Annotated in this window: 24 protein-coding genes and 1 pseudogene; 11 read left to right on the top strand and 14 right to left on the bottom strand. The window is 35.3% G+C overall.

Annotation, left to right across the window (positions count from 1 at the left end):
- Window positions 1-419: 419 nt before the first annotated feature.
- Complete coding sequence (locus ABWU72_RS03595) at window positions 420-2,165, bottom strand: recombinase family protein (protein WP_353283882.1); 1,746 nt, start codon at window positions 2,163-2,165, stop codon at window positions 420-422.
- Window positions 2,068-2,346, bottom strand: a complete 279-nt coding sequence (locus ABWU72_RS03590) for a hypothetical protein (RefSeq protein ID WP_353283789.1) — start codon at window positions 2,344-2,346, stop codon at window positions 2,068-2,070. The genes ABWU72_RS03595 and ABWU72_RS03590 overlap by 98 nt, the downstream gene beginning before the upstream one ends.
- 232 nt (window positions 2,347-2,578) lie before the next feature.
- Between ABWU72_RS03590 and ABWU72_RS03585 the strand changes: the two genes are divergently transcribed.
- On the top strand, window positions 2,579-2,800 hold the full coding sequence (locus ABWU72_RS03585; RefSeq protein WP_353283881.1) for a hypothetical protein: 222 nt from the start codon (window positions 2,579-2,581) through the stop codon (window positions 2,798-2,800).
- Between the two features lie 170 nt (window positions 2,801-2,970).
- Window positions 2,971-3,927: a helix-turn-helix domain-containing protein gene (locus tag ABWU72_RS03580; RefSeq protein WP_353283880.1), complete on the top strand. Its 957-nt coding sequence runs from the start codon at window positions 2,971-2,973 to the stop codon at window positions 3,925-3,927.
- A 46-nt stretch (window positions 3,928-3,973) separates the two neighbouring features.
- Here the strand turns inward: ABWU72_RS03580 and ABWU72_RS03575 are convergent, their stop codons facing one another.
- Both ABWU72_RS03575 and ABWU72_RS03570 read right to left on the bottom strand, forming a co-directional pair.
- On the bottom strand, window positions 3,974-4,591 hold the full coding sequence (locus ABWU72_RS03575) for a hypothetical protein (RefSeq protein ID WP_265023371.1): 618 nt from the start codon (window positions 4,589-4,591) through the stop codon (window positions 3,974-3,976).
- Window positions 4,581-5,135, bottom strand: a pseudogene (locus ABWU72_RS03570) (patatin-like phospholipase family protein); the annotation flags it as partial. The pseudogene ABWU72_RS03570 and the gene ABWU72_RS03575, both read right to left, overlap by 11 nt.
- A gap of 222 nt (window positions 5,136-5,357) precedes the next feature.
- Between ABWU72_RS03570 and ABWU72_RS03565 the strand changes: the two are divergent.
- On the top strand, window positions 5,358-6,371 hold the full coding sequence (locus ABWU72_RS03565) for an IS110 family transposase (protein WP_353283879.1): 1,014 nt from the start codon (window positions 5,358-5,360) through the stop codon (window positions 6,369-6,371).
- A gap of 45 nt (window positions 6,372-6,416) precedes the next feature.
- Here the strand turns inward: ABWU72_RS03565 and ABWU72_RS03560 are convergent, their stop codons facing one another.
- Window positions 6,417-7,346: a patatin-like phospholipase family protein gene (locus tag ABWU72_RS03560; RefSeq protein WP_264735396.1), complete on the bottom strand. Its 930-nt coding sequence runs from the start codon at window positions 7,344-7,346 to the stop codon at window positions 6,417-6,419.
- A gap of 312 nt (window positions 7,347-7,658) precedes the next feature.
- Between ABWU72_RS03560 and ABWU72_RS03555 the strand changes: the two genes are divergently transcribed.
- The 3 genes from ABWU72_RS03555 to ABWU72_RS03545 are packed head-to-tail and all read left to right on the top strand — an operon-like array spanning window position 7,659 to window position 8,443.
- Window positions 7,659-7,832: a transposase gene (locus ABWU72_RS03555; protein WP_353283878.1), complete on the top strand. Its 174-nt coding sequence runs from the start codon at window positions 7,659-7,661 to the stop codon at window positions 7,830-7,832.
- A 1-nt stretch (window position 7,833) separates the two neighbouring features.
- Window positions 7,834-8,016, top strand: a complete 183-nt coding sequence (locus tag ABWU72_RS03550) for a transposase (RefSeq protein ID WP_167347183.1) — start codon at window positions 7,834-7,836, stop codon at window positions 8,014-8,016.
- Between the two features lie 19 nt (window positions 8,017-8,035).
- Complete coding sequence (locus ABWU72_RS03545; protein ID WP_353283877.1) at window positions 8,036-8,443, top strand: transposase; 408 nt, start codon at window positions 8,036-8,038, stop codon at window positions 8,441-8,443.
- A gap of 199 nt (window positions 8,444-8,642) precedes the next feature.
- Here ABWU72_RS03545 and ABWU72_RS03540 read toward each other — a convergent pair whose 3' ends face one another.
- Genes ABWU72_RS03540 through ABWU72_RS03530 form a run of 3 tightly spaced genes read right to left on the bottom strand, consistent with a single transcriptional unit; the run spans window position 8,643 to window position 10,322 of the window.
- On the bottom strand, window positions 8,643-9,647 hold the full coding sequence (locus ABWU72_RS03540) for an Mrp/NBP35 family ATP-binding protein (protein WP_007548295.1): 1,005 nt from the start codon (window positions 9,645-9,647) through the stop codon (window positions 8,643-8,645).
- 7 nt (window positions 9,648-9,654) lie between these two features.
- Window positions 9,655-10,065, bottom strand: coding sequence for a hypothetical protein (locus ABWU72_RS03535; RefSeq protein ID WP_155968833.1), 411 nt, complete (start codon window positions 10,063-10,065; stop codon window positions 9,655-9,657).
- Window positions 10,062-10,322, bottom strand: a complete 261-nt coding sequence (locus ABWU72_RS03530) for an HNH endonuclease signature motif containing protein (RefSeq protein ID WP_151808131.1) — start codon at window positions 10,320-10,322, stop codon at window positions 10,062-10,064. The genes ABWU72_RS03535 and ABWU72_RS03530 overlap by 4 nt, the downstream gene beginning before the upstream one ends.
- A 209-nt stretch (window positions 10,323-10,531) precedes the next feature.
- Between ABWU72_RS03530 and ABWU72_RS03525 the strand changes: the two genes are divergently transcribed.
- The 4 genes from ABWU72_RS03525 to ABWU72_RS03510 all read left to right on the top strand — a co-directional run bounded on the left by ABWU72_RS03525 (window position 10,532) and on the right by ABWU72_RS03510 (window position 11,568).
- Window positions 10,532-10,825 carry a transposase gene (locus ABWU72_RS03525; protein WP_007548709.1) on the top strand — a complete coding sequence of 98 codons (294 nt, stop codon included), beginning with the start codon at window positions 10,532-10,534 and terminating at the stop codon, window positions 10,823-10,825.
- Window positions 10,810-11,178, top strand: coding sequence for an IS3 family transposase (locus ABWU72_RS03520; RefSeq protein ID WP_155968462.1), 369 nt, complete (start codon window positions 10,810-10,812; stop codon window positions 11,176-11,178). The genes ABWU72_RS03525 and ABWU72_RS03520 overlap by 16 nt, the downstream gene beginning before the upstream one ends.
- 101 nt (window positions 11,179-11,279) lie before the next feature.
- Window positions 11,280-11,414 (top strand): hypothetical protein, encoded by a 135-nt coding sequence (locus ABWU72_RS03515; protein WP_269203991.1) that lies wholly within the window; start codon window positions 11,280-11,282, stop codon window positions 11,412-11,414.
- On the top strand, window positions 11,404-11,568 hold the full coding sequence (locus ABWU72_RS03510) for an IS3 family transposase (protein WP_155968853.1): 165 nt from the start codon (window positions 11,404-11,406) through the stop codon (window positions 11,566-11,568). The genes ABWU72_RS03515 and ABWU72_RS03510 overlap by 11 nt, the downstream gene beginning before the upstream one ends.
- A gap of 403 nt (window positions 11,569-11,971) precedes the next feature.
- Here the strand turns inward: ABWU72_RS03510 and ABWU72_RS03505 are convergent, their stop codons facing one another.
- The 5 genes from ABWU72_RS03505 to ABWU72_RS03485 form a co-directional block, all read right to left on the bottom strand.
- Window positions 11,972-12,757, bottom strand: a complete 786-nt coding sequence (locus tag ABWU72_RS03505) for a hypothetical protein (RefSeq protein WP_353283876.1) — start codon at window positions 12,755-12,757, stop codon at window positions 11,972-11,974.
- 65 nt (window positions 12,758-12,822) lie between these two features.
- A complete protein-coding gene (locus ABWU72_RS03500; protein ID WP_213863655.1) occupies window positions 12,823-13,212 on the bottom strand; it encodes a phage tail tube protein in 390 nt (129 codons plus the stop codon).
- Window positions 13,187-13,597 (bottom strand): DUF3168 domain-containing protein, encoded by a 411-nt coding sequence (locus tag ABWU72_RS03495; protein ID WP_155968841.1) that lies wholly within the window; start codon window positions 13,595-13,597, stop codon window positions 13,187-13,189. The genes ABWU72_RS03500 and ABWU72_RS03495 overlap by 26 nt, the downstream gene beginning before the upstream one ends.
- 187 nt (window positions 13,598-13,784) lie before the next feature.
- Window positions 13,785-14,333, bottom strand: a complete 549-nt coding sequence (locus tag ABWU72_RS03490) for a head-tail connector protein (protein ID WP_151807563.1) — start codon at window positions 14,331-14,333, stop codon at window positions 13,785-13,787.
- A 136-nt stretch (window positions 14,334-14,469) separates the two neighbouring features.
- On the bottom strand, window positions 14,470-14,781 hold the full coding sequence (locus ABWU72_RS03485) for a hypothetical protein (protein ID WP_007548422.1): 312 nt from the start codon (window positions 14,779-14,781) through the stop codon (window positions 14,470-14,472).
- A gap of 244 nt (window positions 14,782-15,025) precedes the next feature.
- Here ABWU72_RS03485 and ABWU72_RS03480 point away from each other — a divergent pair, with 244 nt between their 5' ends.
- Entirely contained in the window at window positions 15,026-15,169 is a 144-nt protein-coding gene (locus ABWU72_RS03480) for a hypothetical protein (RefSeq protein ID WP_155968843.1), read from the top strand.
- On the opposite strand, the gene ABWU72_RS03475 is transcribed toward ABWU72_RS03480, so the two are convergent.
- On the bottom strand, window positions 15,142-17,079 hold the full coding sequence (locus ABWU72_RS03475) for an ankyrin repeat domain-containing protein (protein WP_353283875.1): 1,938 nt from the start codon (window positions 17,077-17,079) through the stop codon (window positions 15,142-15,144). The genes ABWU72_RS03480 and ABWU72_RS03475 overlap by 28 nt on opposite strands.
- Window positions 17,080-17,375 lie beyond the last annotated feature (296 nt).

The raw sequence follows: 17,375 nt of genomic DNA, 5'->3' as shown, positions 1-17,375 counted from the left end.
TAAAAGCAGGCAGCCCAAAAGAGATGCATAAGGTTGTGGATCAAGCTCTATCTGCTGGAATAAGGATAAATGCATGTCATGAAGGAGAATGGAGTTTTTCCGAGTATGTGATATTAGGCACACATTTTCACAAAGTCAAAAAAGGTGAACTAAAAAAAATAATGCGTGAATTAATGCTGAAGGGTGCAGAGTTTCATGACAGGCTATTGCAGAATGAGCTGGTAGGTGAAACTTATAACGAACTGCAAAAAGAGGTGCAGCCACAGCTAGACAAGCAACTTGAAGAACTGAGGAAAGTCGGTGAAAGTGCTGTTCAAAAAGGAGCTGTAATAGATGTGGAAATAGACAATACAACATCGTATACGGAATTTTCTGAGGGTAGCACAGTAGAGCCTGCAAAAGTAATAGAAGGCTTAGGTCTAAACAGATGTAACATCATAAAAATAGGCAATAGAGAATTTGAAGTCAAAAACGAGAAAGGAGGTGAGAGAAATTACACTGATATATCGGACAATAGCGTTTTTACACCTACGACAATGTTGCAAATTTTTATTTTCCTCTCCATTATGTCCAGAAGAGTTCGGTAGCTCTTTTACGCGAAATACCACATTTACGTCCTCAAGGTTAATTTCAATTCTCTTGACCAATGTTCTGATAATATCACGTTTAGTTAGCCAGTCTGCGTTATCAAGGTTTAACGTAATATTGGAAGAAAAGTCTTCTAAATTGGTCACAACCAGAGTTACCTCCTGTTCTAATTCCTTTTGATAAAATATCTTTTTCTTCTCTTCTTCAATTGTTTTTAAGCTTTGTTTCATTGCTTTAATTCGTGGTTCAAATTCCTCTTGATTGATATATTCTTGAGCATAACCATCAATAAGTCTAGCAATACCACGTTTTAATTTATTTTCTTGTTTCTCTAGCAGGTCGCTTTTTTGATCCAATGATGATTTTTTTAGTTCTGAAAGCCTACGCTTGTATTCTTCTAAAACCCTGTTTGGATTTTTCAATAACTGCTTAACCTCTTCCCACACAGCTGTTTCTAATGCATCTGAGCGGATGAGTTTATTGTCACAAATCTTATTACCACCAAAACGGTAAGAATCTTTACCACTACAACGGTAATATGCATAATGGCCACCTTCTTCTTCTCGTCTACTTTTCATGCAAGTTCCGTAACATCCGTAATTACAACGCTTACATATGACTAAACCTTGTAGTAAGTACTTTGCTCCTCTTTTTCTTGTCCTTGCTATTTTTCTATTTTCAGCTAATTGTTCTTGAACAATATCAAATATATCTTCATCTACTATATTTGGCACTTTAATATAAATCCAATTTGCTTTTTCAACAGGATAGACAGAATGGTTACTTTTTGGCTGCTCACAAGAGCCTTTCTGTGGTCTTACTTGTTTTAATCTTACTCCTAACCTTCTTCTACCAAAGGCTGCTTGTCCTTTGTAAGCAGGGTTTTTCAACATACTCCAAATTGTACCTTTATTCCAGCGTTCTTTTCCTTTTTGTGTCTTAATGGACATAGTATTTAGCCGACGACATACTTCCCCAATACTTGTTCTTTCTCTGCCTACCCACAAAAATACTTTGCGAACGACATCAGCTTCTTCTTCGTTAATCTCAAATAAAGCTTGTCCTCCTCCCATATGTTTATCTATATAACGATAACCATAAGGAGCCCCTCCCATTACATTTACACAGCCTTTGTTAGCTGCATAGATTTTACCACGACGACTTCGTTCCATAATTTTCGCACGTTCATATTCTGCTATCATACCTTGCATTTGTAACAGTAATTGAGATTCTGGGTTACCGTTAATCTCATAATTTAAAAAAACCACTTTTGCTCCTGCTCTTTCAAATTCTTCAATCAGCACCATTTGATATGCATATTTTCTAGATAAACGATCAGGAGAATGAATGTAAATCTTATCAATTTTACCTTCTGTTACTTTATCACGTAATTTTTCTAAATCAGGGCGGACTAAATGAGATCCACTGTAGCCGTTATCAATAAATTTATACTCACTTAACAATTTGTATCCGTCCAGATTAATTTGCTTCTCTAAAGCTGCAATTTGACTTTCTATCGTATTTCCTTCTACTTGTTTCCCCGAAGAAACTCTCGCATATAAACATACTGTTACCATTTGACCCTCCTTGAATCCCATTTTTATGTTTTAAGTTTTTTTGACTTATTTCCTTTGATGCTACCTTTTCATAAGCATCTGATAAGCATTGTTCTGCCAACCGGTTAGGTTCATAGCTACAGCTAATTCGTATAGCTAATCTCTTGTTTCCCATGACTTTTCCTTGAAATAATATGTTCATATCATTCCTTAAAGCCGATGGTTAATTGATTATTAGCGCTATAAGTAAATCGGACTCTTGGTTCTGGACACAGAAGTTTTCGAGAAATGGTTTTCTCTAGTTTTATTTTTATGTTTTTTGCAACATTGTCGGTAGTGTATTTGAGGTAACATTTCCAACAAGCATTGGTGGACTAAGAGTTATACTGTACCACAAAGCAGACCAAGTACAGGTAAGAGTAGCAGATACAGAAATGTGGTCTGAACTACAAAAAAGAGGTGAAATAATAGGAAAAGGTTGCCTCTTTGGGGGAACGACAGTCAAAGAAGCTGTAGAAAGAGGAAGTTTCACAAGAAGTGGCATGTGGAGTAAAGAGCAGGCCAAAGAGGAGATAAGGGAGGATCACTCAAGTGAAACACTGTTGTGGGTAAATAGGGCATGTGGAGGTAGCCAAGAAGCATTTAGGAAACGTTAAACAAAGGACTTCCTTCTCAAATTGGACTGCGTAAAAGCTTTATATAAATCGCAGTCCAAGCCGAGCTCTTCCAATAAACATAAGCTAAATTTAATCTTTTGACAAAGTAGGTTATAGCAAAAAGCCTATTAACAGGGTATACATGTTTATTTCCGTAAAACCGTTGCAGCATGGCAAATATCTCTATAAGATACAAAATAGCGCAAAAAGTAAGAAGCTGGAGGTTAAAAAGAAAATATACCGTAAAAGACTTAGCAAGCAAAACAGGTATAAACTATCATACGCTGCGAAGATATGAACTAGGGGTATGTGGCATTCCAGATGAAGAGTTACAAACAATAGCAGACGCATTATCAGTTAGTTTTAGTGATCTACTTCCTAGACAAAAAGTACTCAAAGAAAATCGTTGTTGTGATAAGACTCAATGGATGTCCAATTTCATAGAAAAAACAAGGGGAAGCAAGGCAATCTACGCATTAACCAAATCTATCCGAGCTGAGGAAGAAAGTGCTATAAAAGCAGCAAGAATAAGAATGGCAAAAAATATGCTCAAGTTAGAATTTGATGCTGATATTATCTACCGAGCAACAGGCTTATCAGTTGATGAATATGAAAATAAAGAAGAAAAAAGTTCTAAGCGTTCCAACAAGAGGGATGGAATGAAAAAGTGGAGGATAATACGGGGATATACTCAAGAGGAATTAGCGAAGGAGCTTGGTATAGGAGGTCCACAGATACATTACTATGAACAAGGAAGCACCATGTTCGGTGAGAGGTTATGGGAAATAGCAAGAAAATTATCAGTGAATGCTGAAGATCTGGTAGCGGAAGAAAACTGTTGTGAAGACGAAGATACAGATAGTGAAGGAGAAAAAGAGCTATTAAGCTGGGCGAGAGAGTTAAAAAAAATTAACAATCAAGAATCACAAGATGAACTGGATATATGGGTAGAATTTTTATTGCAAAGAAAGCGAATTTACAAAGAAAAGATTGATAAAATAGAGGGAATCAAAGTAGCAAATAATCTACTTATACTAGGTGTTTCTGCTGATGCTATTTCTTCAATAACTAGCTTGACTGTTGAGGAAATTGCGCAACTTACGCTCCCAACGGAATTAAAACTATGATAATTTACATAATATATTATGATATAGATGAAGATAGTTAATCTATTTAAGATTTCTCTGAAGTTTTGCTTGCGGCTTTTTCTTTTACCGGTTCAACCGATACATCTTGAATTTCCTCTTCCGGCTTGTTTGGTTCGGCTACTTCTTTAGATTCTGCTGCTAATTTGCGTTGTTTGATAAACTTCTTCAATGTTTTGACTGCGATAAAGTTTATACTGAAAACACATGCAGAAGTTACTGCTAATGCTGGAAAGGGGTTCAAATTGAACATTGGTAAAATTGCTACAATCGTGCCAGATGTCAGTAAAAATGCTAACTTTTTGCTTCCAATGATCTTATTTTTTTTAACCTTGATTGGATTTAGGCTCTTGATTTTTTTCTTGAACTTCTTGAACATGCCGCCCTTTTTGATTGTTTTTTCTTTAGGTTCAGTTCTTAAGCTTCTGATTTTCTCTTTTGCCTTTTGAAAGCTACCTCTGAAGCTGATGCCTCTCTTTAAGCCTTTTCCTTCTAAATCCTTTTGTTTTTCTTCAGTGGGCTTTTCAACTTTAGCTGTAGGATTTTGAATTTTTACCGGAACTTCAGAGCGTTGTTTTTTTGGCGAGACTATATTCTGTAGGCCTTTTTTAGCTTTTTTGTATAACTTCTTTATTTTATTTGGCACTTTTAAAATCACAAAATTTATCTATTAATTCCTGATTGTCCTTTATCATTGCATTCGCCTCTTGCTGCAGATATTTAATATTTTTAGGTGTTATATTATCCATCTCAGGTGATGCTACTTTTAATTGCGATTGTATTCGTATATATTTATCAGCTATAACTTGATCAAGTTGGTAATTTACTGCATCTAAACTTGAGGCAAACATTACGTTCAACAGCGGTTTTATCCAACCTATCTTTCCAAATCTCCTTGAGTTAGAATACCCTATACTTCTATCTGTTCTGCCAGTACCTATCGATAACAGTAGAATATCATCATTAGGAAATAATCTCTTACCACTTGCATATGCACAAGCCGCTGGATTATTGGCAAATACCCCGCCATCCACTAGTACCATTTCCTTTTGGTTGATTTTAAGATATTTAGGTATAAAGTAAGTAGGTGCTGCAGTTGTAGCTCGTAATGCATCTTTCAATTTGATAAAATTTCTATCTTCTTTCCAGCTTTTAAAGAAGAAGGGATAATTGTTCTTAATATCATAGCTTATATCTTGTAAAAAGCATCTAGTGTTTTAAGCTTAAGCATTAGGTGGAGAAGGGAAGAACTCTGAATCGTAACTTAGATATAAAATCTGTTTACAAGATAAGAGCCCCCTTCTCAAAAGTTTAGGCTGGACGGTATCATAGAAAGACCTCAATGGTTCTAATTCTGTATTCATAAGGTAAGCCTTACTTTTCATTTTAAATAGTAACGTATGGAGTTATATATGATCAACAACTTTCTTGGTATAGATGTTTCAAAAGAACGCTTTGATGTTTTTCTTTCGTTTATAAGTAAAAAAGGAAAACGTGAAGCTAGGAAAAGGAAATTTAAAAATGATGATACTGGATTTCAAGGTCTGCTGGACTTTCTACAAAAACATAACGTAGAAAAAGTAAAAGCTTGCATGGAATCCACCGGTTGTTATAGTGAAGCTTTAGCTGAATTCCTTTACAAGGCTGGATATTTTGTTAGTGTTGTAAACCCAGCTCGCATAAATTTTTATGCAAAAAGTAAGCTCGCACGGCAAAAGAATGACCAGTCTGATGCAGAGATTATTGCTGATTATTGTCAAAGACAAGAACCTACTCGTTGGACACCACCTTCTCCTGAAATGAAAAAATTAAAACATCTTTATCGTTGCTCGGTTGCGTTAAAAGACGAGTTAACATTAGTAAATAACCACTTAGAAAAAAAAGAGAGACTGCCTGAAGAAGTTGCAAATGCTTGGGAAGACCTTGCAATGAATATAACTCAAAAAATAGAAACAATAAAAAACTCCGTACGTGAACTATTAAATCAACACAAAGAATTGTTGGAAAATTTTCAACTTCTATTGACTATTCCAGGCATAGGAGAAGAATCAGCAATAGCTATTTTAGCTGAAGTTTCTGACATAGAGGCTTTTAGAGATGCCAGGCAATTGGCGGCGTATGCAGGTGTTATACCACGAAATATGACGTCAGGTTCCTCTGTATATGCCAAGCCTAAGCTAAGTAAGTCAGGTTCACGGACATTGCGTAAGGCTCTTTATTTTCCTGCTATAGTAGCTAAAAATCACAACTCTATTATTAAGACTTACTGCGAAAGATTAAAGGAAAAAGGCAAGCATAATATGGCCGTTGTGGGAGCTGCAATGCGTAAATTACTCCATATAGTTTTTGGTGTTTTAAGTTCAAGGAAGGCTTTTAATCCAGATCATATCAAGAACTATAGAGTTAGGAGGTTTACTGAAGCTTAAAAGGAAACGTTCAAAAATGCGAGTTCTAGATTAAAAGGTTAAAGTTTATGATACTACTGTACAGAATTTATCTATTGCTTTTTGATTACATTCAATCATCGTTTGTGCTTCTTTTTTTAAACACTTGATATTTTCGTATGTTGTATTGTCCATCTCCGTTGATGCTACTTTTAGCTGCGATTGAATTCTGATATAGCTATTGTTAATAATCTGGTCTAACTGATAATTTACACAATCTAGTCCAGAGGCAAACATTACGTTTATCAATGGCTTAATCCAGGATATTTTGCCAAATCTTTTCGATCTGAGGTATTTAATGGAATGAGACGATCTGCCAGTACCGATGGAAAGAAGTACTACATCATCGTTAGGAAATAGCTTTCTGCTGCTTGCATAGCTACATGCTGCTGGATTATTGGCAAAAACTCCTCCATCTATTAATACCATTTCCTTTTGGTTGACTTTTAAATATTTAGGTGCAAAGTAAGTAGGTGCTGCAGTTGCTGCTCTCAATACATCCCTTAATTTAATAAAATTTCTATCCTCTTTCCAGCTTTTGAAGAAAAATGGGCAGTTATTGTGAATATCGTAACTCGTAATCAACACATTACTTAAAGTGTTTTTAAGGATATCATCGCCAAAATATTTATGAAGTACATACTCAATATTTTTACTGGGGTATTGTGCACCGTTAATCCAAGAAAATATTGATCTTCTTAGAAATGAAGACTTAAAAATATAAGGTCCGTACTCCTGATAAAGATTAACCAAGTCATCAGCTGAATATTGTAGCTTTCCTTTGCTATCTTTTTTACATAGTCCTGCTACAATAGTAGCACCAGTTGAAGTACCCACCAATAAATCAAAAATTTGAGAAATAGGTTTACCCGTTTTTTGCTCTATTCTGGATAATATCATTGCTGGAATAATTCCTCTTATTCCACCACCATCAATTGAGAGAATATATTTTGTCATTTGTACTAAACTTTAGATGTTTTTGAGTATCTTTATTACCTGGTTACTCAAAATTGCTGCTTGTTTTATAAGAGATAGATTCGCTGAACGTATAACTGATGCACTGCCTCTCACATTGACTTTAACAGAGTTGCTTAGTAACTTTGTAAAACAATTCTCATAAAATAAGAAGGCACAGTAAAAAATTGGTGTAACTGTGTATAAGTACGCCACACAAACTGAAAGTACTTATACACAGTTACACTAATTTATAGAAGGTATCAGCCTAAATTAAAACTTTTTGTTATTTTTTATTCTTTTTAGCTAAATAATTTGTTGACAATAAAAACGGTATCTTGTTTATTTAGAATAGGCCTGAGGCAAACAGTTGGGTTTATAGCAGGATACCTTGAGCAAATTGGGAAAAATTTGCAAGTTATCAGCTATTCACAATCATCAAGAAGGTTTAAGAAACTCAATATTAAGATCAATGATTGCAGAAAATAATATGGAAGATATCGAAATTGCTATAGACAGTACAGGAATTAGTATATACAACAACACTCCTGGTCATAGCAAAGAAAATAGCGAAGATAGAAAGTATCGCAGCTATGAACAGACAAGAAAATTGCATGTAATGTTGAATACAAACAGCAAAAAAGCCATAGCTGTAAAATACAGTAACGGCTGATCACTATGGAGCTTGTGATTTGCTAAAAGAAGTCGATTTTCAGTATGTCATAAAAGTACTATATACAGATAGGGCATATGACAGAGAAAAGCTCTATAAGCTGTGTAATCAATATGGTATAAAAACGAAAATTCCTCCGAAAAACAACGCAGCAGAGCATCCAAAGTTAGACTATATGGCTGAGAGAAATGCTGCAATTAGACTAATAAAATCATGCAGCGAAGATGGAATGAAGAGGTGGAAAAGGCAAACAAACTACGGAAAAAGATCTTATATAGAAAGTTTTTTCTCGCGACTGAAACAAACATTCGGGTTTAGTTTTAGGAATAAATCTGAGACAAATAGAGAGAAGGAACTACTTGTTAAATGCTATTTGCTCAATAAGTTCACTGATATTGGTATGGCTAAATTTGAGATAGCTTCATAAATTTATTGTGCGTTACCTACTATCCGAAGAGCGATGCAACAAAGCCCACTGGGATCCATTCTTCTTTTTTTCTGGATTCCAGCGTCACGCGCTGGAATGACAAAAGCTGCTAATTTTTCATGTAAATAATGGTTATGCAAGCAGTCTATTTTGTAACTAACAAAAGAGGACTTTGATTCGCATGTTTCTCACGCTTATTCTATTGTTTAACTATACTTTGAGCAATGTCTTCATAAATCTCTGCCAAATCCTCACTTAACATTAAAGGATTTCCGCAATCAGAAGCATGGCATATTTGTGGATCTAGAGGAACTCTGCCTAGAAGTTTGATGCCCAGCTCCTCAGACATTTTTTTTGCACCGTCTTTTCCAAATATGTATATTTTTGAGCCGCTTTGAATGAAATAACTCATATTTTCTACAATGCCAATAACCGGTACGCTGAGCTTTGTAAACATATCATAAATTTTGCGAGCATCGATTAAAGAGAGCTCCTGTGGAGTTGAAACTATTATCGCCCCAGTTAAGTTAAAATTTTCCATAAGACTTAAATGCACATCGCCAGTTCCAGGTGGTGTATCAATTATCAAATACTCTATATCGGACCATTTTGTTCCCATTAGCAGACTATAAAGTGCTTTTGTAATCATAGGTCCGCGCCATATTGCTGCACGATCTTTATCGATAAAATAGCCAATTGAAATAGTATGCAGTCCATACTTTTCTATAGGCATTGCTTTACTATCCTGTATTTCTGGCTTTAATTTTTCAGCGCCAAGCATTTTAGGAATTGAAGGACCATATATATCTGCATCAACCAGCGCAACTTTGTGTTTTAACTTTGCTAATGAGAGAGCAAGATTTAGCGCAACTGTGGACTTGCCCACACCGCCTTTACCAGAGGCCACAACGATTATATTTTTCACTCCTTCGATATGTAATTTAGCTTTTTGTTGCCCAGTTTGTTTTTGACAAGTAGCAACCACGGTCACTTTTGTCACCCCCGGTATAGCTTTAACAGCTTGCTCACAATTTCTTCTTAATTCTTCATTTGCTTGCGTGTTACCGGCAACTTCAAGCACAAAACCAACATCTTGACCTTTAATAATAATTGAGGATATTATGCCAAGAGCGATCACATCTTTACCGCTTTTTTGCTCTATGACTTTTTTTAAGTTCTCTCTTACAATTTTTTCGTTGATCATTAGCCTTTTAGGTGATTTCTTCCTGAAGTCGTTTAATCTCAGCTTGAGGAAGGCCGGTTGTCTGAGAGATAATATCAATAGAGATGTCAGCCTTAAGTAGGTTTTTTGCTACTTCAATCTTTCCTTCAATCTTTCCCTCATCAAGTTTTTTAGCGAGGATGCCTTCTTCTTTCCGCAGATCCATTATTCTTTCTTCATATGCTACTAAATCTTTTTCATTCCAGCTAAACCTGTCTAATGCATCGTAGGCTAACTTTATTATTGGTGCTTTTTCTGCTATTTTCCTTAAGTCTTCTTCCGTAGTTTCATCTGCATATTGTTGTCTAAGTGAAGAAGGTCGCCCCTCCTCACTCGACTTCAAAACCGTACGTGAGACTTTGCGCCTCATACGGCTTCTCTCCAATTTGGAGCTTTTCATGCACACCTCCTGTGTAATTCATCGTGACAATGTCCATGTAACAAAGATAAGTTTTTGATCATGTTGTTTCGTCTATTCCGGTCTTTGTGATGTATTTCTATTGTATCATCACTTTTAAACCATAGTCTACAATTATCACATTTACTTTGTTGTAACTTCAATAGTTTTATTACTCTTAATGGCTTATCTGGTATTTTTCTCAGACGTTTACCCCAATAAACCCAATCACCATCATATGGAGATCTGGTTTTTTGCACTTTGTTTAATAACATGATCGCTGTGTATAATAAGATGTATCTTGTTACTTGTCATAAAACGCCAGTTATCGTTATTATACTTTTTAAAGTATTTTCTTTTTATCCAGCATTTCCCTTTGTTTGGGTGCCTAAAGACTGACCTTACCCAGAAAAAGTGGAGAGAAAGAAAAGAGTTTTTTTGGGTAAAATAAAATTTTGGAGGATTAGAAATGGTAAGAGAATATACAGCAGAATTCAAATTGGAAGCTGTTAAACTGGCAAATGAACAAAGAAAGGTAGGTCAACCAGTTGCAAAAGTAGCAAGAGATCTAGGAATAAGGGATAGTGTATTAGGAAAATGGATGAAGAAATATAACGAAAAAAAGTCAGCGGCAAATGCATTTCCAGATGTAGCACCTTATGACAAAGAGAGGTTTGATTTACAAAGCAAGAGTAACAAGGGAAAGAGACATTTAAAAAAAAGCCCTGGCCAGTCAAAAAGAGTAAAATATTTTTTTATATAGTAACTGCTATAAAGTACAGGAATTATGTAGGATTTTCTGCTAGTGGCTACTATAAGTGGACCACAAGAAAAATAAGCAGTAGAGAATCAGCAAATAAAGAGCTACTCGAAGCTATTCAAAAAATATATCAAGTTTCTAAATGTAGATATGGAGCTCCTAAAATTCATGCTGAATTGAAGGCTTTGGGTAAAAGTTGCAATTTGAAAACGGTGCAAAGTATTATGCAGAAAAATGACATCAGGGCTATACTGAGAAGAAAGTTTAAAATTAAAAAACAACAAACAGATAATAGAGCTGTAGCTCCCAATATATTAGACCAAAACTTTATTGTTGATCAACCAAATAAAGTATGAGATTACTTACATCAAAACCAAGGAGGGATGGCTATATTTGGCAGCAATAATTCTCACGTATGGTAGTTAATGAGTAGTGCAATAAATAAACAATTTTGGTTATGAACTCTTTATTAATGGCCATTAATAGGCGTAAACCTGTTAAAAATCTACTATTACATAGTGATCAAGGTTCACAATATACTTTGCAAGGTTATCAATATCTCTTATCCATAAAAAACATAGATGAATCATAAAGGTTGTTGTTACGACAATTCTGTTGTGGAAAGCTTCTTTAGCTCATTGAAAAGAGAAATACTTATTGATACTTCACAACACTCTGCTCAACAAACTAGAACTGCAATATTTGAATACATAGAAATTTTTTATAACAAACAACGTCACTATTAACTATTGCATTCCAGAACAATTTGATGCATCATTCTTTTTGTAAAAAACATTCCACACTTTCTCTCCACTTTTTCTGGGTAAGGTCAGTTGGATTTTCACCAACTGTATTCTAAACGCTTACTTGGCGCACCCATAACAAAAATGCCTGAAAAACGTTAATAATTATATACTATTATTAATAATTATTCAACCATATTTTAAGCTTACAATTTTGAGCTTAACTGACGCTTATGGATAGGGGCAACTCTATCACCCTGTGTTATGTTTATTTTCTAACGGACGCTGATTTTTGTATCGTAATTTCTTGCTATAAATTGGTTATATAAGAGCTGGCTTCTAAAATTTTATAACCCTAATTTGAATTAACAGACAGTAGAATCGAAAGATTATTACAAGGAGAAATCTACACAGATCGACCCTTTTGTGAATCTGCGTTTCTGCTTTCTTCAACTTGTTTTGCAAAAGATGTTTCCGGTTTCTGAAGTGGCTTAGCAATTTCACGCACAACGGCAATAACTGCTGTTAAAAACGTTTTTAACAATGCACCTAAAGCTCCACCAACTGCTTCCCTGCCATATATATGAGCTTGCTTTTCGTTACCGTCAGCAGTTTCCCCTGCCCTCCTTCTTGGATCCATCCTATGAGCAATCACCGAAAACAACACTCCCCTGATTGAAGACTTCACTTTTTCCTTTGCTTCGTGGACATCCCCATCTTTTGCTGTTTCATGTCCATGACTTAAGTGTTTAGCGTTCATTAGCTCCTTTTGTTGCTGGACAAACATGCTACTTAATACTTCTTCTATCACTTGCTTTCTTCTCTTCTCTCTAACTCTTTTCATAGATTCTGATTTATCGCGAGTGTGTTTGGTAGTTTCAAATTCTGCATCAATATCTTCGGACGCAGCCTGACTATATAAAGTCTCTATGAGCCTGTCTATGCTTCGCTTTATTTGCATAGTCCTTTCGTAACTATCCGAATTATCAATTCCTTCGTCGATCTGATTTAGAATATCCTCAAAAACTTTCAAATAGTCTTGAATATACTGTATTATGTATTGCTTATCTTCCTCTTTGTGTTGTTCTTCTTGATTTTGCTGATTTTCATTTTCTAAACTTTTCTCTCTTTTATCATCGTTATTTTCTTCAATATTATCACCGTCTTCCTCGAAAAGGTCTTTGTCGTTCATGATTTTTTTTAATTTAGTTAAAATTCTCACCAGTTACTATTGTATATAAAAAGATTAAATTAACATTAATGAAAAGCGTTTACAACTTCAGCACTGGCTAAAACGACAGTAAAGCTGTCAAAAGCAGCGGGGTCATAATACCTCTCATACAGTTCAACTGAACACCTAAGCCTTATCTTTTCCTTAGCATTAAAACTAATTTCATAATCATTATTAGAGTTTAGCATAGCAGAATTACGTAATAATTCATCAGCTAATACAGAGTCTAAAATTCCATTAATTTTTATCGTAATATGTCTGCTTCCAGCAGAGTCCAATACTTTTCTCCAGCCAAAAGAAGAAATATCTTTCACCTCTTCTCTGTTATTACGCAAAGTAAACCTTAGGTTTCTTATATTATTTAACACAATAAAATTATTGTCATGATCTTTAATTTTTAGCTGTAATTTGCTCATTATCACCTCCTTTTATTAAAATATCAAAATTAATTGTTGAATGTAAAATTTCATCGTGCTGATCCATAGCACAATTACTTTCTAAAATGGCCTCATTATTAAAACCTTCAATGCTCTTAAGTATCAAGTTAATATGCCTTATAATGGCAAACATACTGTCTATATGATAAGTATATATGTCGCATGAAAATCTTGCCTTTGTAGCAAAATTGGACAGCATATGCAGGTTATTATAATTCACTACACGCAATCTCAGGTAAGGAATGGTGACCTGTTTAGGTAAGTAGTCATAAATGTTAGTAACATATTTCCTTAAATCAGAGTTTGCTTTTAGTGCTTCATAAATGCTACTGTACAACTCGTTTATAGCTTGAATTTTTTTCATAATTAACCCTCGAAAGATATATAGAAACTCGTCATCCCGCTGCTTGTTAGCGGGATCTATCCGTGACGGTATGACGTAGGACTGCTGTCATTCCGCTACGTGTTAGCGGCTGAGATACCGCTGCTTGTTAGCGGGATCTATCCGTAACGGTATGACGTAGTAGCCCAGTTTGAATGACCAGAAAGAGCTACAAAACAACCTTTGGTTCGCGAAATGGAGAATATACCTTCTTCACTTCAGATAAATGGCTACTTACCTCCGATTCACGATTTTTGTAAAGAGCAGAAACATGCCGCATAATACCTAGTTTTATCTGCTCAGGAACATTGTCATAACCAGCTTCGTATACAACATCAACTCTTATTGCATTCAAACAATTGAAAAACTCAACGTAGCCCCCTACATCACTAAAATAATACTTAAGTGTTCTCTTCTCTTGATTTTTAGACATCATTGCAGTAGCCAATACTATCTTACTCACAGGGCCATAGCTTAAATAGATCCTACGAGGTACATAATCTTCATATGAAACTTGCCATGTTTGTTTCACCAGTGACTTTTCCATATGCCACTCAGCATAATCAGTAGCCATAAAAATTAGATCTGAAATCAACTTATCATCCTGGTCGTTCTCAATGCGTAAAAAAGATTTAACCTCTTCTAAAGTAACCGGAAAAGATTTAAGCTTAGATTTACGTTGCACAGATATTCTTGGTGAAGTAGATCTTATTGACATAATAACCCTCCTTTTTGATATAGCTAGAATAAGTAAGGTTTACCTCGTGACAGCGTGGGGCAAATCTTACTTACTTTAGCTATACAGCTTGCATTCAACATTAAGTTAGATTGGCGCAGCAACAACTCTGAGTGCTTTATCGTATGAATATATTAAGAAGAGAGCGAATTAAAGCTGTTTCTCCTTTTTTATTGATAAAATTTGAACTTATAGCATATTCAACTAGGCTAGATTTTAGTAGATTAACATTTTGAGAATGAATATTGTTGAAGATGGAGTTTAACTCTTTAGCAAGCAGACTGCGAAATTTCTGCACACTGTCATATGCGATGTTCTCAAGTTCATGTGCAAATTTATCTTGAGCTATAGTTGTTATATCTTCAATTTCCTTATTAAACTCCTCTAGCTTTTTTTCGTTATTTTTAAAATTTTTCGTAAAAGTTTTCATATCAATTAAACTCAACTACTTTTATGATTATAACTGTAATAAAAAAACTACCAAAGTAAAAAATTCGCACTACTGTGTAACTCATAACTGTACGAACATTGCAATTTGGGCCTACCAGGAGGGCAATGACTCTTATCCAAGTACCCTCTTCTTGTCATCCGAGTAGCTGACACTGGGATCCAGGAATTTTATTAAGTTGGTAAGCATAAAAGTAGCCGTTTTATGTTAAAACACAACGTTCTTGATGAGATTACGGCAAGGCTGGATTCCAGACTGGAATGACATCATCCTTTTTGGGATTCCAGTGCAGCTACTTGCATCTGCAAACTGCAATGTTCGTACAGATGTAGGTGCTAAGTTTTACAAACACCGTTGTGCTGAACCTTGAATATCCACTTCTTTCAATTCAGTGTCAGGAGCGATGGGTTTTGATATTGTGTATGTAATGCCACCGGCTATCAGTGCAGATACCACAGAAGCTGCAACTATTAATAGAGCAGACAATCCGGAAGCAATACTAAGAGCAGCACCTACTACTAACATAGCTGCAAGGCTCGCGTAGGCAACTTTTGGGGAAAATTGTCTTTTTCCTACTTTTTCTAGTGACACTTCATTTGTTTTAGTTTTGCCCAGTTCACCCTCAAGTGGTGTGTTTTCATTCTCCAGACTTTTTATTTTTTGTGTTAGTGATTCATTCTCTTTATTGAATTGTTTCAACTTAGTCTCATGTCCAACTATGCAACTTTTTGATTCTGCTAGTTCTTTTTGCGCTTTTTCTAACAACACTTCTGTTTTAGAATGCTGACTTTCTGTTTTGTCTAATTTATCCTTAAGCGTTGCTTTTTCACTTTCTAGATCTTGTATTTGTTGTTTTAGCAATTCATTCTTTTTCTGCTTATCCTTTAGCTGAGTACGTAATTCTTTTAACTTAACTTTACTTTTTTTAACCTTTTCTGCTTCTTCTGGAGTTTCCATTGCGTTGTGTGTTTTGGAATGGGAAGAAGTACTAGATACAACCTCAGATGGCTGATCACACATACTGTTTAGTCTATCTATTAGGTCTTCATCCTTTATCAATGAGCGATCTGCTCCATATTTTATCAAAAGTTTTGCTAATTCTTTATTGTCATTTGCAACAGCAAAATATAAAGGGGTATGTTTATCTCTATTTCGTGCATCAACATCTGCTCCATGTTTTATCAAAAGTTTTGCTAATTCTTTATTGTTATCTGCAACAGCCCAATGTAAAGGGGTCACGCCATCTTTATCTTGTGCATCAATGTCTTCTCCATTTTCTAATATAGATCGGCCTAAAGCTTCAGATCCATCTCCATCAAAACATATTCCACTGTCGTCACTACTACTTTTATTTAAAAAGGTCTGTTCACCATTATGTATAGTATACTGCTCTAGATGTTGATCGTGCAAGTAATCTTGTTCTATGCGCTTCTGATTATTGGCAAGTCGTTGCTCTGCCTCTCGCAACTTTTGCAACATAGCATCTCTTTCTCTTATAGCCTGTTCTCTTTCTAATGTATCATCTACTTTGTCTGTATTGTTTTCATTAACGATTGAGTTTGAAGAAGTCTGTTCATCCTCATCTTGTACATAGATTTTTCTGTTGTTTGGTGTAGTTCCGTTGTTCTCTTCCTGATCTCTTGCATTACATGCTTGCACTGCAGCAGTTGCGTTATTTCCGTTCACAGCTAAATTTCCTGGAGTTTTATTATTAGGCTGCGGTAAAGTGCCTTGTCTATTTTGTCTTCTCGTAGCTCCTGCCTCAGCATAACGTTGTTCTCCTTCCTTTAACATTTCTATTATAGCCTTTTTACCTTTTACATCACCGACAATATCCCTTGGAGTTCGGCCTTGACTATCTTTTAGTAAAAGATTTGCGTCATTATTCAATAAAAGCTGAACTATCTCTTGATGACCATGCAAAGCAGCAATGTGCAAAGCAGTTAATTGAGACTTAACTCTCCCAAGTTCATGTGTTGGTTCATTAACTTTTACTCCCTTTGCTAGTAGGAGTTTTACTATTGGTACACTGTTACATTCCACAGCAAGATGTAACAACATACAATTTACAGTTTTGCCTGAATTTAATATACTGAAGATCTTATCTTTTAACCGCCCACTTTTTTTTAAATCACTATACATATTATGTGTTGTATGCTCTTGTGAGTTTATCTTTTCTAACTCATTTCCTATTCTTTCAAGTAAATTATTCTCATTTAAACCTTCACTCTTGCTTACCTCATTTATTATTTCAAAAAACTTTTCCTTTTTTATTGCCATAACCTTTCCTCTCAATTTATTTATTATTGCTGAACAGTCTCACAAAAAAGTTAAGTTTGTCGAAATTCCATGTTTGATCTAAAAATTAGTCATAAACATTTTCTATGCAAGTAGCTGACACTGGTTCATTCTATAATGGTGTCACAGCAGTCCTACATCATGCCACCGCGAACCGTCATACCGCGATTCATTCGCGGTATCTCAGCCGCTAACAAGTAGCAGAATGACAGCAGTCCTACGTCATACCGCCGCGGCGCTAACAAGAGATCCCGCTAACAAGCAGCGGGATGACGAGC

Source organism: Wolbachia endosymbiont (group A) of Lypha dubia, from assembly GCF_964028575.1.
Taxonomy (GTDB): Bacteria; Pseudomonadota; Alphaproteobacteria; order Rickettsiales; family Anaplasmataceae; genus Wolbachia; species Wolbachia pipientis.
This window is presented reverse-complemented; position numbering and strand designations above follow the sequence as displayed.